Annotated in this window: 18 protein-coding genes and 3 other annotated features; of the genes, 15 read left to right on the forward strand and 3 right to left on the reverse strand. The window is 40.4% G+C overall.

Annotated elements, in window-relative coordinates; translation table 11 throughout:
• Positions 1–4 precede the first annotated feature (4 nt).
• The 8 genes from dnaI (at position 5) to Q7A53_RS00540 (ending at position 6,750) form a co-directional block, all read left to right on the forward strand.
• Positions 5–937 (forward strand): primosomal protein DnaI, encoded by a 933-nt coding sequence (dnaI, locus tag Q7A53_RS00505; RefSeq protein ID WP_411787152.1) that lies wholly within the window; start codon positions 5–7, stop codon positions 935–937.
• A 151-nt stretch (positions 938–1,088) separates the two neighbouring features.
• Positions 1,089–1,886 (forward strand): sporulation protein YtxC, encoded by a 798-nt coding sequence (gene ytxC / locus Q7A53_RS00510; RefSeq protein WP_411787153.1) that lies wholly within the window; start codon positions 1,089–1,091, stop codon positions 1,884–1,886.
• A 51-nt stretch (positions 1,887–1,937) separates the two neighbouring features.
• Positions 1,938–2,167: a binding site (T-box leader), on the forward strand.
• Between the two features lie 53 nt (positions 2,168–2,220).
• Positions 2,221–4,167, forward strand: a complete 1,947-nt coding sequence (gene thrS, locus Q7A53_RS00515) for a threonine--tRNA ligase (RefSeq protein WP_411787154.1) — start codon at positions 2,221–2,223, stop codon at positions 4,165–4,167.
• Positions 4,168–4,405: 238 nt separating this feature from the next.
• Positions 4,406–4,528 (forward strand) — a sequence feature (ribosomal protein L20 leader region).
• A gap of 85 nt (positions 4,529–4,613) precedes the next feature.
• Positions 4,614–5,117 carry a translation initiation factor IF-3 gene (infC, locus tag Q7A53_RS00520; protein WP_411787155.1) on the forward strand — a complete coding sequence of 168 codons (504 nt, stop codon included), beginning with the start codon at positions 4,614–4,616 and terminating at the stop codon, positions 5,115–5,117.
• A 29-nt stretch (positions 5,118–5,146) separates the two neighbouring features.
• Positions 5,147–5,344: a 50S ribosomal protein L35 gene (rpmI, locus tag Q7A53_RS00525; protein ID WP_411787156.1), complete on the forward strand. Its 198-nt coding sequence runs from the start codon at positions 5,147–5,149 to the stop codon at positions 5,342–5,344.
• A gap of 28 nt (positions 5,345–5,372) precedes the next feature.
• On the forward strand, positions 5,373–5,729 hold the full coding sequence (rplT, locus tag Q7A53_RS00530) for a 50S ribosomal protein L20 (RefSeq protein ID WP_411787157.1): 357 nt from the start codon (positions 5,373–5,375) through the stop codon (positions 5,727–5,729).
• Positions 5,730–5,858: 129 nt separating this feature from the next.
• Positions 5,859–6,143: a DUF1294 domain-containing protein gene (locus Q7A53_RS00535; protein WP_411787158.1), complete on the forward strand. Its 285-nt coding sequence runs from the start codon at positions 5,859–5,861 to the stop codon at positions 6,141–6,143.
• Between the two features lie 37 nt (positions 6,144–6,180).
• Positions 6,181–6,750 (forward strand): TVP38/TMEM64 family protein, encoded by a 570-nt coding sequence (locus Q7A53_RS00540; protein WP_411787159.1) that lies wholly within the window; start codon positions 6,181–6,183, stop codon positions 6,748–6,750.
• A gap of 169 nt (positions 6,751–6,919) precedes the next feature.
• Here the strand turns inward: Q7A53_RS00540 and Q7A53_RS00545 are convergent, their stop codons facing one another.
• A complete protein-coding gene (locus Q7A53_RS00545; protein ID WP_411787160.1) occupies positions 6,920–7,321 on the reverse strand; it encodes a sigma-w pathway protein ysdB in 402 nt (133 codons plus the stop codon).
• Between the two features lie 110 nt (positions 7,322–7,431).
• Here Q7A53_RS00545 and Q7A53_RS00550 point away from each other — a divergent pair, with 110 nt between their 5' ends.
• Together Q7A53_RS00550 and Q7A53_RS00555 are read left to right on the forward strand one after the other, a co-directional pair.
• Positions 7,432–7,914: a dUTP diphosphatase gene (locus Q7A53_RS00550; RefSeq protein WP_411787161.1), complete on the forward strand. Its 483-nt coding sequence runs from the start codon at positions 7,432–7,434 to the stop codon at positions 7,912–7,914.
• 78 nt (positions 7,915–7,992) lie between these two features.
• Positions 7,993–9,078 (forward strand): M42 family metallopeptidase, encoded by a 1,086-nt coding sequence (locus Q7A53_RS00555; RefSeq protein WP_411787162.1) that lies wholly within the window; start codon positions 7,993–7,995, stop codon positions 9,076–9,078.
• A 35-nt stretch (positions 9,079–9,113) separates the two neighbouring features.
• Here Q7A53_RS00555 and sspI read toward each other — a convergent pair whose 3' ends face one another.
• The gene (gene sspI / locus Q7A53_RS00560) at positions 9,114–9,332 is read right to left on the reverse strand and encodes a small acid-soluble spore protein SspI (protein WP_411787163.1); all 219 of its coding nucleotides are present in this window, start codon (positions 9,330–9,332) and stop codon (positions 9,114–9,116) included.
• 175 nt (positions 9,333–9,507) lie between these two features.
• Here sspI and Q7A53_RS00565 point away from each other — a divergent pair, with 175 nt between their 5' ends.
• The 3 genes from Q7A53_RS00565 to pheT all read left to right on the forward strand — a co-directional run bounded on the left by Q7A53_RS00565 (position 9,508) and on the right by pheT (position 14,044).
• Positions 9,508–10,242, forward strand: coding sequence for a TrmH family RNA methyltransferase (locus Q7A53_RS00565; protein WP_411787164.1), 735 nt, complete (start codon positions 9,508–9,510; stop codon positions 10,240–10,242).
• 49 nt (positions 10,243–10,291) lie between these two features.
• Positions 10,292–10,520 (forward strand) — a binding site (T-box leader).
• A gap of 47 nt (positions 10,521–10,567) precedes the next feature.
• Entirely contained in the window at positions 10,568–11,602 is a 1,035-nt protein-coding gene (gene pheS, locus Q7A53_RS00570; RefSeq protein WP_411787165.1) for a phenylalanine--tRNA ligase subunit alpha, read from the forward strand.
• Positions 11,603–11,617: 15 nt separating this feature from the next.
• Positions 11,618–14,044, forward strand: coding sequence for a phenylalanine--tRNA ligase subunit beta (gene pheT, locus Q7A53_RS00575; protein WP_411787166.1), 2,427 nt, complete (start codon positions 11,618–11,620; stop codon positions 14,042–14,044).
• Positions 14,045–14,242: 198 nt separating this feature from the next.
• On the opposite strand, the gene rnhC is transcribed toward pheT, so the two are convergent.
• Positions 14,243–15,163 (reverse strand): ribonuclease HIII, encoded by a 921-nt coding sequence (gene rnhC / locus Q7A53_RS00580; protein WP_411787167.1) that lies wholly within the window; start codon positions 15,161–15,163, stop codon positions 14,243–14,245.
• Between the two features lie 148 nt (positions 15,164–15,311).
• Between rnhC and zapA the strand changes: the two genes are divergently transcribed.
• Together zapA and Q7A53_RS00590 are read left to right on the forward strand one after the other, a co-directional pair.
• On the forward strand, positions 15,312–15,596 hold the full coding sequence (zapA, locus tag Q7A53_RS00585) for a cell division protein ZapA (protein WP_411787168.1): 285 nt from the start codon (positions 15,312–15,314) through the stop codon (positions 15,594–15,596).
• 2 nt (positions 15,597–15,598) lie between these two features.
• Entirely contained in the window at positions 15,599–16,147 is a 549-nt protein-coding gene (locus tag Q7A53_RS00590) for a CvpA family protein (protein WP_411787169.1), read from the forward strand.
• Positions 16,148–16,222 lie beyond the last annotated feature (75 nt).

A 16,222-nucleotide genomic window follows, 5' to 3' on the forward strand; every position in this document is an offset into this window, starting at 1 on the left:
AAATATGGAGCCCATTCAGGAGTCCATGAAAAAATGGATGCGTGACCATAAGCAGTTTCAGCAGCGTTTACAGAATATGAAGGAAGAAGTCGTAAAGTCGTCTGAAATTCAGACATTATTAAAAGAACACAAATCAATCTCAATGGAAGCGATTGACAAGCATTTGATTAAATTATACGAATACCAAACACAATCAAAGGATTGTGAAAAGTGTCCTTCCAGAGATGAATGTATCAATATTCTTCCAGGTTATGTACCTAGAGTAGAAGTGCAGAATGACGAAATTAAACTTGCCTATGATAAATGTAAGCGCCAGAGAAAGAAAGAGCATCAAGATCATCAGCGTTCTTTAGTCAGCAGTCTGCATATGCCTAAAGAAATTATGGAAGCAACTTTGGAACGGTTGGATTTAAAAGACCCTGACCGAGGGAAAGCCGTGGAAAAGACTGTTCATTACATAGAGTCCCTGGGAGACGAACTGCCAGCAAAAGGGTTGTATTTTCACGGTCCTTTTGGAGTAGGGAAAACGTATTTCCTTGGAGCTATTGCTAATGAATTAAGTAAGAAAAATATTGCCTCTATGATCATTTATATGCCGGAATTTGTAAGAGAAATGAAGAATTCCATTAAAGATGATTCAATGAATGGAAAAATTGAAGCCTTTAAAAAGACGCCGATTCTCATGCTGGATGATATGGGCGCAGAATCTCAGTCTGCCTGGTTTCGGGATGAAGTTCTCGGTTCGATTCTGCAGTACCGCATGATGGAGAGGCTGCCCGTTTTCTTCACTTCCAATTACAGCCTAGAAGAATTAGAGAAAGTTTTAATGACTAGTAACCGGGGTGATATCGACCAGGTCAAAGCTAAAAGGATCACGGAAAGAATTCGCCAATTAAGTGAATTAGTCCCTGTAAAGGGAAGAAATCGCAGAGGATAATAAAGTAAGCATAACCGGCATGTTTCCCCTCCCATGAACATAAATATAAGAGAGAGAAATCACTTGATGATTTTTTCATGAGCCGTTTTGAAACAACATGATCTGCTTTTTATAATTTATGTCTGGATACGCGGGGATAGGGGGAACTGTCTTGGTAAGTGTTTGTTTTTCTAACCGTTTGGATGCCGTACTATTTCAAAGGGCTTTCTCGAAATCGAAAACAGTGTTATCGGTTAAAGAATATGATTCACATATACAGGTCGGTTTTTACGATGGACAAGACTATGATGAAATAACGAATGCTTTTATGAAAGTGTTTAGGGAACGTAAATTCCTGGGATGGATCGAAGGGGTATTAACCTACACGTATCATTATAATGATGAGCATGAAATTAGAAGAATAATGGAAATCGCTCAAGAATTCGAAAGAACTCCTCCCGTTGGTGTGGAGATCCCTTCCCTTTTTTCTTCATTGCATTTCTATATAAAAAAATTTATCAAGGATTATAAAGACTTGGATTTTGATACATTAAGTGTGTCAGTATTAAAATCGGTCCATTCTACCCTGGTAGATTACACTGGTTACCTACTTGATGAATATAAACTAGAGGAATGCCACCAGCTGCTCGTAGATAATTGGAGGCAAAGAATCCATAACCGAGATACAGGTGTACAAGTGCTCCATCTTAAAGACGATTCTGGTTTTCGTTACTATCATGATGAAGGAAATGAACTTCGGGAAGCAGAAACATCTGTCTACATGAAGCAATACCCTGATCCTTCCATACTTGAGCTTCCTTTAGACTGGGATATTACCCCGGCACTAGTTCACGCTCCTGAACTGCTCGTCATTTATTCCGATCGCCAGGGGGTAGCAAAGCTTGAATTATTAATGAGTATTTTTGAAGAGAAAGCGATGTGGAAACGTCTCTCAGATTTTCCTTTTTAAAAAGCTTGATTTCATCCATAATAACCGCTATAATACCTACATATTACACTTATATTGGCATGGATGAGGACGAGAACACTAAGAGACGCAAGGAAAGAGAGAGGAGTCATCGGCTGAAAGCTCCTTCTTAATGACTTAGCTGTTTACCACCTCGGAGCTCTGCTTGTGAAAAGATTCTTAGTAATAAGCAGCGTCAGGTCCGCGTTAAGGATGAATGAAGCCGTGTATAATTCACACGGGAATTTTGGGTGGAACCGCGAGTGACAACGCTCGTCCCTTAGCTGCAGAGCTTAGGGACGAGCGTTTTATTTTTTATAAAAAAGGAGTGTCAAAAATGTCGGATCAAATTCAAATTAAATTTCCAGATGACAGTGTAAAGGAATTTGAAAGAGGGACCACAGGAGAAGAAATTGCTCATTCCATTTCCCCAGGCTTAAAGAAACAGGCACTCGCTGTGAAATTAGATGGCGAACCTTATGATTTAAGACGTCCAATAGATAAAAATGGGGCAATCGAAATCCTGACGTATAAAAACCCAGAAGGTATCGAGGTACTTCGGCATTCTACGGCTCATTTAATGGCCCAGGCAATTAAGCGTTTGTATGGTGAAGTGAACCTTGGAGTAGGACCAGTGATTGAGAATGGCTTCTATTATGATATTGATATGGATCAATCTCTTACTCCTGAAGATCTTCCGAAAATAGAAAAAGAAATGCAGAAAATTGTGGATGAAAATTTAGAAGTTGAACGAATTGAACTTTCCCGTGAGGAAGCAAAAGAAAAGTACCGTAAACTTGGAGATGAACTTAAATTAGAATTGATAGATGCTATTCCTGAAGGAGAACCTCTGACTATATATAAACAGGGAGAATTCTTCGATCTATGCAGAGGTGTTCACGTACCTCAGACAAGTAAAATTAAAATCTTTAAGCTTTTGAACATTTCGGGTGCTTACTGGCGCGGAGATAGTGACAACAAAATGCTTCAACGAATTTATGGTACAGCCTTTGAAAAACAAGCACACTTAGATGAATACCTGCACATGCTTGAAGAAGCCAAGGAGCGGGATCATCGTAAATTGGGCAAAGAATTGAATATCTTTACTGTTAGTCAGAAAGTTGGTCAGGGATTGCCGCTCTGGCTGCCTAAAGGAGCTACTATACGCAGGACAATTGAACGCTATATCGTGGATACAGAAGAACGACTTGGTTACAACCATGTATATACTCCAGTTCTTGGAAGTGTTGATTTATATAAAACGAGTGGTCACTGGGATCATTATAAGGATGATATGTTCCCTACGATGGAAATGGATAATGAAGATCTCGTTCTTCGGCCGATGAATTGTCCGCACCACATGATGGTATACAAGAATGAACTGCACAGTTATCGTAATCTCCCTGTGCGAATTGCTGAACTGGGAACGATGCACCGGCACGAAATGTCAGGTGCGCTAGCCGGACTTCAGCGAGTAAGGGCAATGACTTTAAATGATGCCCACATTTTTGCCCGTCCAGATCAATTAAAAGATGAATTCAAACGCGTCGTGCGTCTTGTTCAAGAGGTCTACCATGATTTCGGCATTAATAATTATTACTTCCGTCTCTCTTATCGTGATCCTGCGGATAAAGAGAAGTATGTAGATAATGATGAGATGTGGACGAAAGCACAGGCGATGCTGAAGGAAACAATGGAAGACATGGAGTTGGAATACGTGGAGGCAGAAGGTGAAGCTGCTTTTTATGGTCCAAAACTAGATGTGCAAGTTAAGACTGCACTAGGTAAAGATGAAACTTTATCCACTGTCCAGCTTGATTTCCACCTGCCGGAACGATTTGATCTAACTTATGTCGGGGAAGATGGTAAGGATCACCGGCCGGTTGTTATTCACCGAGGTGTCGTTTCGACAATGGAACGTTTTGTTGCTTTTCTAATTGAAGAGTATAAAGGTGCGTTCCCAACTTGGTTGGCTCCTGTGCAGGCTAAGATCATTCCTGTTTCAGCTGATGCTCATCTAGATTATTCTAAGTCCCTTGAAGATGAACTTCGCCAAGCCGGTATCCGCGTTGAAGTGGATGAACGGAATGAAAAAATTGGTTATAAGATCCGTGAAGCTCAAACACAAAAAGTACCTTTCCAGTTAGTGGTAGGGGATCGCGAAATTGAAGACCATGCGGTTAATGTAAGAAGATACGGAGAACAAGATTCTGAAACAAAATCTGTGCAAACCTTCATAGAAGAAATTAGGAATGAGATTGATCAGAAACTGTTAAGGAAATAGGCTGCTACCAGCCAAAGAATTTTATTCATCAAAGAACCTAGACCATTGAATCCCATTGGTTTGGGTTCTTTGTTATTGATTTAAGATAACGTTCTGCTTCATCTTCCACATTAATCATCGGGTTGATTTTTTGGTTAGGATCTTATATCCTTATAAAAGAGCTAATGGATAGCAACTGGCCGGTTGACATGAATGGTCATGCATGCTATTATAATTTAGGTAACTGAATGAACGGATCTGAGACAAGAAGAAGCACCCGCTTCTCACCTGATCGACGCACTATGCAGTTGGCAGGTTACTTATCCTTTGTAAACTATAGGAGATGTGTGGGTGCAGTATGTACCGACACTTTTTTTAATGGGATTAAATCAATTACTTGTCGATGACAGATCTTTATAAGGTTTCTAAATATACAATGGAGGTGGCTCGTTATTAGCAAGGATAACGTGAATATTAATGAAAAAATCCGTGCTCGTGAAGTACGACTTATTGATGTGAACGGTGAACAGCTTGGGGTTAAATCCCGCAATGAAGCACTGGATATTGCTGCAAATGCAAATCTTGATCTTGTTATGGTCGCACCAAATGCGAAGCCTCCGGTCTGCCGTATCATGGACTATGGTAAGTACCGTTATGAGCAGCAAAAGAAAGAAAAGGAAGCTCGCAAGAATCAAACTACGATTAAGATTAAAGAAGTCCGCTTAAGCCCTGGAATTGAAGAGCATGATTTTAATACTAAATTGCGCAATGCTCGTAAGTTCTTAACCAAAGGCGATAAAGTAAAAGCTTCTGTCCGTTTCCGCGGACGTGCAATTACCCACAAAGAGCTGGGTCAGGACGTACTTGAGCGTATGGCTGAAGAATGCAAAGATGTAGCCCAAGTTGAGACCAAACCAAAAATGGAAGGTCGAAATATGTTCATGATGCTTACTCCTCTAAATGAGAAGTAAGAGATCTATTTTAAGGGAGGAAATTGATTATGCCTAAAATGAAAACCCACAAGGGTACTCAAAAACGTTTCAAAAAAACAGGTACTGGTAAAGTAAAACGTTCCCACGCTTATACAAGCCACTTGTTTGCGAATAAATCAACGAAACAGAAGCGTAAATTGCGTAAAGAAGCTTTGGTATCTGCAGGAGATTACCGCCGCATCAAGCATATGCTTCCAAAAGACTAATTAAGAAACATAAATAGGAGGGATTCCCATGCCACGAGTAAAAGGTGGAACTGTGACACGCAAACGTCGTAATCGTGTCCTTAAACTAGCAAAAGGTTATTATGGTTCAAAACACGCACTATTTAAAACTGCAAAACAACAAGTAATGAAATCAGGTCAGTATGCTTACCGTGACCGTCGCCAGAAAAAACGCGATTTCCGTCAGCTTTGGATTGCACGTATTAACGCTGCAGCCCGTATGAATGATATTTCTTACAGCCGTCTAATGCACGGACTTAAGCTTGCTGGAATTGAAGTGAACCGTAAAATGCTTGCAGATCTTGCGATTAATGATGAGCAAGGTTTCACTAGTTTAGCAGATCAAGCTAAATCTGCACTTAAATAAATAATGAATGATTGAAAAGCCATTTCCGTTCGGTTGGAAATGGCTTTTTTTATTGGAGAAATTAAATTAAATTAAATTAAAATAAAAACAGTAAATTAAGAAGGGTCTGTTAAAGGAGAGGTCTTTACAGTGACAATTGGTGTAAAAACATTATTTTTATATTATCTCGTACTTACGGTCTGGCTTTTTATACTTATGGCAGTGGATAAAAGGAAAGCGAGAAAAAATGCCTGGAGAATTAAAGAGAAGTCATTATGGATACTGGCAGCTTTTGGCGGTGCGATAGGGGGAACCTTAGCTATGAGAATGTTCCATCATAAAACGAAACATACAAATTTTAAGGTAGGGTTTCCGCTGCTTGCTCTGTTTCATCTGCTGTTGCTGTGTTACATAGGTGCTAAGTTCTATCTATAATCTTCCTGTCATATATTGTAGGCAGGAGGGGAATTTCATGGGCGACACAGCATCTGCAGTTTTAGCATGGGTTGGACAGCAAGACGCCTGGGCACCGCTTATATTTATTGCTATTCACTTACTTCGGCCTTTTTTATTTATACCGGTAATGCTGGTATGTATTACAGGCGGAGTATTATTCGGACCCATAGCTGGTACCGCATACTCTGTAATCGGTACGATGTTATCTAGCTTAGCCTTTTACAGATTAATCCGGCTGCTTCCTTCTGGATTTAACAGACTGCAGGCGATGTATAAACGATGGGGGAAAAAACATTCTTCCTTAACGGTCAGGCAAGTAGCTATATTACGATTGATTCCGTTTATCCATTTTCATTTATTGTCTTATTGCCTGATGCAAACAAGTACAAATTTTAAAGATTATACAAAATCATCATTAATGGCAAACTTTCCACTTGCTGTTGTTTATACATCGATGGGGCAATGGTTAACCCTGCTCTCTATTCCAATGATGCTCCTGTTTTCTGGAGGATTGGCGGTATTATGTTACTTTGCACGAAAGAAATATGAAGTGGTTCTCTGGAATGATTTTTTCCAGGCAAGTTGAGCTTAAGAGCAAATTTAAGCGGCAGAGCCATAGGCATAAACAAACCCGATCCTATCACAGGATCGGGTTTAAATTTACGCTTAGGTCTTACATGAGCTTGGAAGTTTCTGCTGCAGGGACTTGATTGTGGTAAGGCCGTCGGCTTATGGATTTCTTCTACTGGACCCTCTTACTCATCATTTTTTAATGGGTGAATAATTAAGCGATTGATTGGATATTTCCATTCGATCGAAGCGTAAGGATAGCGTATGAGGATTTCCTCTTCAAGAAAATATATATCCTCGCGCTCAAGTCCTTGAAGTCGTTCAGGATTATGGGCGCTGACACTCACGTTTACTACTTCGAAGGAATGATCCGTAGCTCCTAAGTATTTCTCTCCTTCAAAAACAAACCCTTTATAAGTCATTAAGAAATTCTGCTTTGTGTTCTCCTTATTATCATGAAAATAGAAGTCTTTTTTGTCGCGGGCAAGGTCCAGTTTTCGTTTGGGATTCACAACAAATTTATAGGCTGTGTAGATAATAAAGGCAATCGCTGCTAGTAACAATAAGCGAAATAATAGAATGATCATAAAATCGTCTCCCTGTATATGGGTTGATAGCTAGTGTACGTATCAGCGTGCCGTTTCGTTTCAAAAAATGATACATTAAGTATAAGAAATAAAAAGGAGGATCACTTTCTATGAATTGGATCACATTATATGAACGGCAGAAACAGCTCGATGAGTACATATCTGCTAACCATAATCTGCAAACATCAGACCTGATTGATCATAAAATACTAGCTCTTTTAGTAGAAGTAGGTGAGCTAGCTAACGAAACGAGATGTTTTAAATTTTGGAGCAGCAAAGCGCCAAGTAATAAAAACGTCATTCTTGAAGAATACGTGGATGGGTTACATTTTATCTTATCACTAGGATTAGATCTAGGATTCCGTTTTAGCTTAGAACTGGGCAGTGAAGAATACACTCAGCTCGAAGCCTTTTTGAGCGTATATTCAAGTATCGAACGTTTTCGGAAGGAGCTTGACAACGAGAGCTATCAACAAATGTTCAAAGAGTTTTTAACCCTAGGCGAAACACTAGGATTTAACAGTGAAGAGATCCAAAAGTCTTATCACAAGAAAAATGAAGTGAACTTTGAACGACAAGATCAAGGCTATTGAGGAAACCTAAGTTTTGTGAATTTTTAAGAAAAGAGATATAATATCGAGTAGAGATCTAAGAGGGAGGAACTTATACATATGGTTAAAAGAGATGAAACTTTGACAATGTTGAAAGAGCTTACAGACGCGAAAGGTATTCCCGGCAATGAAAGAGAAGCTAGGAATGTAATGGAGCAGTATATTAAGCCTTTTGCTGAAGAAGTCTACACGGACAACCTTGGAAGCTTAATTGCTAAGAAGACAGGAAATAAAAAAGGACCTAAAATTATGGTCGCTGGTCACTTGGATGAAGTCGGTTTTATGGTGACACGCATTGATGACCACGGATTTATCTATTTCCAGCCTGTTGGGGGATGGTGGAGCCAGGTCATGCTTGCTCAGCGTGTGACGATCATGACGCGTGAAGGAAACTTAACAGGAGTCATTGGTTCTAAACCTCCACATATACTGCCTCCTGAAGTTCGTAAGAAAGCTTTAGATATTAAAGATATGTTTATTGATATCGGGGCTTCGAGCAAGGAAGAAGCGATGGAATTCGGGGTTAAGCCTGGTGATTCTATAGTCCCTTACTTTGAATTTACCCAAATGAAAAATGAAAAAATGCTCCTAGCTAAAGCTTGGGATAATCGAATTGGCTGTGCGATTGCCATTGAAGTATTGAAGCAATTAAAAGGTGAGAAACATCCGAACACGGTTTATGGCGTTGGAACCGTCCAAGAAGAAGTTGGACTTCGTGGAGCGCGGACTTCTGCTAATTTGATCAATCCAGATATAGCTTTTGGTGTGGATGTGGGGATTGCTGGAGATACCCCTGGCGTTTCTGACAAGGATGCTTCAAGTAAAATGGGAGAGGGTCCTCAGATTATTTTGTATGATGCTTCTATGGTCTCCCATAAAGGACTGCGTGATTTTGTCGTGGAAACTGCAGAACAATCAGAAATTCCTTATCAGTTTGATTCTCTAGCTGGAGGAGGAACTGACTCCGGTTCGATTCATCTAAGCCATGATGGCGTTCCGGCATTATCCATTACGATTGCAACGCGCTACATTCATTCTCATGCTGCCATGCTGCATCGTGATGACTTTGAAAATGCTGTCAAATTAATTGTAGAAGTTATTAAGAAGCTGGATAATAATAAAGTAAAAGAAATTACTTTTAATTAAAGGGAAAAGCCAACCCGCTTATGGGTTGGCTTTTATTATGCCTGTTGTTGATGTAAGCTTGTTTCTAGGGTTTGCAGCATTTCCTGCTTTTCATCTTCACTTGCTTCTTTCCAAATCATTTCGAAAAGAACGCCTAAACCAGGAAGCATTTTTTCTTCACCATTTTGAATGGCATCCACGATAGTAGCTTCCAGCTGTTCCTGATTATGGTCAGAAACGTTAGAAAGTATAGCTTTTCTTAAATTAAGGTCCATGAAGGAATCCTCCTTTGTAATCGATACTGGCTTAACCTGAAAAACATTTGCACGGAGGGAATACTTTCACACAAATGGAGGGATATCGCCAGCTCTCGTTTTTCACATTTAGTTTGACCATTTAAGGTTATGCTATGTATGATAAATAAGAAACTTCAGCAAAAGAGGGTTGAATATGCTTACATCCATCAATAATCCTAAAGTAAAAGAATGGAAAAAACTACATAAACGAAAATTCAGAGAACGAATGGGCTGCTTTATTATTGAAGGGGACCATTTAGTGGAAGAAGCACTTCGCAGCGGGTGGAAGATCGAGGAACTAATGATTCGAGAGGATTACACGTTTCCAATTCCAGAAGAAGTTCCATGGACAGAAGTAAGCATTCAAGTATTTGAAGCTATTGCTCAAACAGAAACTCCTCAGGGGATTGCTGCTGTTGTATCCATTGAAGAGAAACAGTACAAACACTCCCAGTTATCGCTGCTTATTGATGGGGTTCAGGATCCTGGCAACCTCGGCACTTTGATTCGTACGGCAGATGCGGCAGGGTTTGAACAGGTCATTCTTGGAAATGGAACCGTCGATGCTTTTAATGAGAAAGTCGTTCGAGCTACCCAAGGTTCGATTTTTCATATCCCAGTAGTGCGAGGAAATTTGGAGGAAGTTGTTAAAGAATTACAGACTTCTGGCGTTAAAGTATTTGCTTCTTCTTTAACGAATGCGATTTCTTATAAAGAAATAGCGACCCCTCGACAAGTGGCACTTATCATTGGAAATGAAGGAAATGGTGTAAAAGAAGAACTTATAGAGCTCGCTGACGAACAAATATACATTCCGATCTATGGTAAGGCAGAATCATTGAATGCCGCTATTGCAGGAGCTGTCTTAATGTATCATCTTAGAGGATAAGCTTGCACGTGACGCAATCTTTCTCTATAATATATAATCAGTTAAATAGTTAAATGCGTAGAAGGAGCTAGTAAATTCTGCAGACTCGATTTCAGGGACGAAATGCCATGGACTGGGAGCATTTCGATCGTAGCAAGGATTGAAGTTTCACTCTGGAGCTGATCAATAACCATTGGTCCGGATGTTTAAGTCCGTTATGAACTCATGAGTGGGCATATAAGCTATATGTCAACAAGGGTGGTACCGCGAAACGATCAATACAAAGTCTCGTCCCTTTTCAGGGATGGGGCTTTTTTTATTTTTCATAAAAGGAGGAAGTCAAAAAATGAAGGACCGTTTACAGCAATTAGAACAAGAGGCGCTGGAAAAAGTAAGCAATGCAGAAAATGTGCAAGGCTTAAAAGATGTACGCGTGGAATATTTGGGGAAAAAAGGACCGATTACAGAAGTTTTGCGAGGTATGGGAAAGCTCTCTAAAGAAGAGCGTCCTGTGATTGGCCAGTTGGCTAATGAAGTGAGAGAGAGGATTGCTCAAGCTCTTGATTCAAAGCAGGAAAGAATGGAAGATGAAGCGCTGGATCGGCAACTAGAAGCAGAAAGTGTCGATGTAACTCTGCCAGGCCGTCCAGTTGAAGTTGGTGGGCCTCATATCTTAACGAGCATTGTGGAAGAAATTGAGGATATGTTTATTGGAATGGGATTTGAAATTAAAGAAGGACCGGAAGTAGAAACTGACTATTATAATTTCGAAGCACTAAATCTGCCTAAAGGTCATCCGGCCAGGGATATGCAGGACTCTTTTTACATTACGGAAGAGCTGCTGTTACGTACCCATACATCCCCCGTCCAGGCAAGAACTATGGGACAGAGAAATGGGAAAGAACCAGTAAAAATGATCTGTCCGGGTAAAGTGTACCGACGCGATACTGATGATGCAACACATTCTCATCAGTTCACTCAATTAGAGGGATTGCTAGTAGATGAAAATGTACGGATGAGTGATCTGAAAGGCGTATTGAATGCATTTGCTAAACAAATGTTTGGTGAAGAGCGTGATATTCGTCTTCGTCCCAGCTTTTTCCCATTCACAGAGCCATCAGTGGAGATGGATATTTCCTGTAAAGTCTGCGGTGGATCTGGCTGTTCCGTATGTAAAGGGACTGGCTGGATAGAAATACTGGGTGCAGGGATGGTTCATCCAAATGTACTTGAAATGGCCGGATATGATTCGAATGTTTATTCAGGATTCGCCTTTGGCATGGGACCAGAACGGATTGCTATGCTGAAATATGGAATTGATGACATCCGAAACTTCTATACAAACGATATCCGATTCTTAAAACAATACCATAAGGCGTAAAGGAGGAGACTATACATGCTTGTATCATTAAATTGGCTGAAGCAATATATTGATGTCAGCGATTATTCACCGGAAGAATTAGCAGAAATTATCACTAAAACAGGGATCGAAGTAGAAAGCGTGGAACCGATAGCTGAGAAAGCTGAGGGAGTTGTCATAGGTTATGTGCGTTCTTGTGAGCAGCACCCTAATGCAGATAAACTTTCCCTCTGCCAAGTGGATATTGGCGAGGAAACACTGCAAATCGTATGTGGCGCCCCCAATATTGCTTCTGGACAGAAAGTTCCAGTCGCGGCGCCTGGAGCAGTTCTGCCCGGAAATTTCAAAATAAAAAAAACCAAGCTGCGTGGGGAAGCATCTAATGGGATGATCTGTTCCTTACAGGAGCTTGGCGTAAACGAAAAGGATGTACCTAAAGAATTTGAAGATGGAATTTTCGTATTTCCAGAGGATACAGAAGTAGGGGCAAACGCGATTTCTGTATTAAATTTGGATGATACCATTATAGAGCTAGGGTTGACCCCCAACCGTTCTGATGCATTAAGTATGGCAGGTGTGGCTTATGAGGTTGCAGCGGCAATTGATGGGACTTACTGCTTAAAAGAAGAACAAGTGAACACCGCTGAGGAAAAGGCAGAGGATTATCTCTCTGTCGAAGTGGAAGATGAAGAGGCCAATCCATACTATGGTGCTTTTATTATCAAAGATGTCAAAGTAGCGGCTTCTCCGTTATGGATCAGGAACCGTCTTCGAGCTGCTGGTATTCGTCCTATCAATAATGTTGTAGATATTACGAATTATGTTCTACTCGAGTACGGTCAGCCGCTTCATGCATTTGACTATGACCGCTTCAATTCTAAACAGATTTTGACTAGAAGAGCTCACGATGGAGAAGTAATTAAAACACTTGATGAACAGGAACGTTCCTTGACGCAGGATCACTTAGTTATTACAAATGGCGAAACGCCTCAAGCTATCGCTGGTGTTATGGGGGGTTCCACTTCTGAAGTTCAAGACGATACAACGACCATCTTACTTGAAGCTGCTTATTTTGACCCGCGTGTTGTCCGCCAAGCTTCGAAAGAACATGGTCTTCGTAGTGAATCCAGCACTAGGTTTGAAAAAGGAGTCGATCCTAATCGAGTCGAACGAGCAGGGAAACGTGCCTGTGAATTGTTAGCAGAATATGCAAATGGGACAGTACTAAATGGACTGGTTAGTTTTGACAAATTGGATCGTACTGAAAAAATAGTAAAAATACAGACGGATCGAATTAATAACCGCTTAGGAACGGAAATGACAAGTGAAGAAATTGCGGACATTCTGCGTAGACTTCAGTTCGAAGCTGAGCAAAATGGGGAAGAGTTTACAGTTCATATTCCTACACGCAGAGGAGATATCGAATTATTCGAAGATATGCTCGAGGAGGTAGCCAGGATCTACGGCTATGATAACCTTCCTTATACCCTTCCTTCAGGGGCTTCTCAAGCAGGGGGGCTGACTATTGAACAGCAGTTAAAACGTAAGATAAAGGCTTACTTTGAAGGTGCTGGCCTTGATGAAACGATCACCTATTCTTTAACCAATGAGCGAAAAGCAGACCTACTGGTGAGCGCTGACATTCGTGAACAAGCCAAAAGTCCAGTGAGGTTAGCTATGCCAATGAGTGAAGATCACAGCACACTCAGGTTAAGTATGCTTCCTGAATTGCTTGAATCTTTGTCCTACAACGTGGCTAGGAAACAACAAAACCTTGCTTATTATGAATTAGGAACTGTATTTGTCAGTGAAGAATCCACCGTAACTAAGCAGCCTGAGGAAATATTACGGGCAGGCGGAGCAATAACCGGCGAGTGGATGTCCCACCCTTGGCAGCAAGAGAAAAAAACGGTGGACTTCTTTGTAGTGAAAGGGATTGTTGAAGGATTAAGTGAGTTATTGAATATTCCATTCACTTATCGTGCAGCGAAGCTCTCATCCATGCACCCGGGAAGAACAGCGAGTGTATCTTTACAAGGGAAAGTCATTGGATTCGTTGGGCAAGTTCACCCGAAGCTTCAGCGGGAATTTGGATTAAAAGAAACGTACGTATTCGACCTGAATTTGGAAGAAATCTTCAAGCATTATCATAAAGAAGAAACTTTCCAAACCATTCCACGTTTTCCATCTGTGAGCCGGGATATCGCACTTGTGGTAGACGAATCAGTAACTTCTGGTGCCATCTTAGACACCATAACAGAAGCCGGTACTCCTCTTGTGAAAGATGTGCAGGTCTTTGATGTTTATCAAGGAGAGCATTTGCAAGAAGGCAAAAAATCACTGGCTTTCAATTTGTTATACCTTGATCCGAACCGGACCTTGAAGGATCAAGAGGTAGAAGAGGCACATGAAAAGATTCTTCATGCTGTTAAAGAGCATCATGGTGCAGAATTACGCGGATAAAACCGTTTTAGATTCTAAATTTCATGATCACGCAAGCAAAGAAATGCACCACCATTAGAAGCTAAGCAGTCCCTTCTAATATTTCCAAGCAATGAAAACCCGTACCTTTTATGTTAAGAAGGTACGGGTTTTCTACTGGAAAACACTTTTTTTAAGAGTTTATTTGCTTAATTGTAACTATTGTAATTATAAATTTTCTCAAACGAGTTTTTTGGCTTTTTCTGTATTAGCAAAGTGTACTTTCGCGACTTCGTCAAGTTTTGATTCACCGTAGTGACGAATGACTTCAGCAGCAGCCTGATCAACTTTTGGAGAAGCTCCTTTGGGTATAGCTAAACCAGTATCCATTTCTAACTGATGCATCGCTTTAACAAACGCAGAACGAGCCATAATAGAGGCAGCAGCTACTGCAATAGAGTAGCTTTCGGCTTTGGTCATAAAATAGATGTTCTCTTGCAGCTGTAAGCCTTCACTTTTTAAATGTTTTTGATAAACATCAGGCTGTGAAAACTGGTCTACCAGGATTCCTTCTGGTTTATCAGGTGAAATTTTGTCGAGTAGTTTCATTAATGCTTGGTGATGAAGAATGGTTTTCATTTTTCCTTGAGTCCAGCCTTTTTTCTGCCACTGATTGTATTTTTTATTATTCAGTCTTAATAAGCTGTAAGGAATTTTCATCTGAACCAATTCTTTGGCAAGTTCAGTAATCTGCCGGTCGTTCAAGTGCTTGGAATCTTTCACTCCAATGGCTTTCAAATGTCCGATTTGATGAGATGTAACGTAGGCAGCAGCAACAGTAACCGGTCCAAAATAATCTCCGGTCCCAGCTTCATCTGAACCAATGTGAGAACTTGTAAAGAGTGACGAGGCAGGATGGTACCCGTGTTTACTAGATGCTTTAGGCTTTGAACTGGCTGTTGGGGACCCCCATTTGGAAGACTCTGCTTCTGGATTGCTGCCTTGAAACAAAACCTTTCCAGATTGATAAGCGGTAATGCTGCAATGGTTCGTCTTGGCAGCGAAGGAGGCATGCTGCGGTGCAGGCTTTAGTTGGCTGCTATAATGCTTTTTCATTTGAGCAATGACAGGCGATGTTAATTTAAGTACAACTTGTGGCATAATTTGCCCCTTCCCTTAACCTAAATTATAGTGTTAGTATAGCAAATTCCAATATTAAATAGAACATTAAGGAAATACAACCATAATGGTTTCCTAATGTAACAGCTTCGTGTTACTATTAACTTTAGGATTGAGAATTAAGGGGGGTATGGATGTGTCGCAGTCAGACCAAGAGAAAAAAAGAATTACAGTGGAGATTAACAATAGATCTTACACTATAGTTGGTTATGAAGAGCCGCACCATATCCGAATGGTATCTAGTCTTGTGGATCAGAAAATGCGAGAAATTCATGATGCCAACCCTAGTTTGGACACTTCTAAATTAGCTGTACTTACTGCTGTTAACACAATGAATGAGTACATAAAATTAAAAGAAGAATGTACTGAACTGATGAATTATATTGATAAATTGGAGAAAAAGGACGACAATTAAACATGATTGATTTACTATTACTATTCATTTTATTTATCGGAGTGATTACCGGTCTCAGACGCGGTTTTATACTTCAATTGTTTCACTTAATCAGTTTTGTAGCTGCTTTTATTGTAGCTGCATTATATTATGATGATTTAGCGCCAAAATTGAATTTGTGGATTCCATACCCGCAATTCCCCGAAAACGCGGACTGGGCGGTTTTTCTAGACAGTCTGCCACTGGAGCAAGCCTTCTACAATGCGATTGCTTTTGCAATTATATTCTTTGCTGTGAAAGTTGTCCTTCATATAATCGCTTCCATGCTTGATTTTGTCGCCGATTTACCAGTGCTGAGCACTTTAAATGGTCTGCTGGGCGGAATATTAGGATTCGTGGAGAATTATGTAATAATATTTGTTTTGTTATATATTGCGGCGCTTGTTCCATTGGTCAGTGTTCAGAACGCCATTGATCACTCGTTTTTGGCCCAGTTTATTATTGAACACACACCCGTGTTTTCCAATCAGTTGAAAACACTTTGGATTGACCATGTGGCTGGGTTATTTTAAAGAGACCGGACTACTTGTCCATACAAAATAGTCGACCGAAGAATAGCCGCTATGATTCCGATCATGGCGGCTATT

The organism is Halobacillus rhizosphaerae (genome assembly GCF_046719735.1).
Classification (GTDB): domain Bacteria; phylum Bacillota; class Bacilli; order Bacillales; family Halobacillaceae; genus Halobacillus_B; species Halobacillus_B rhizosphaerae.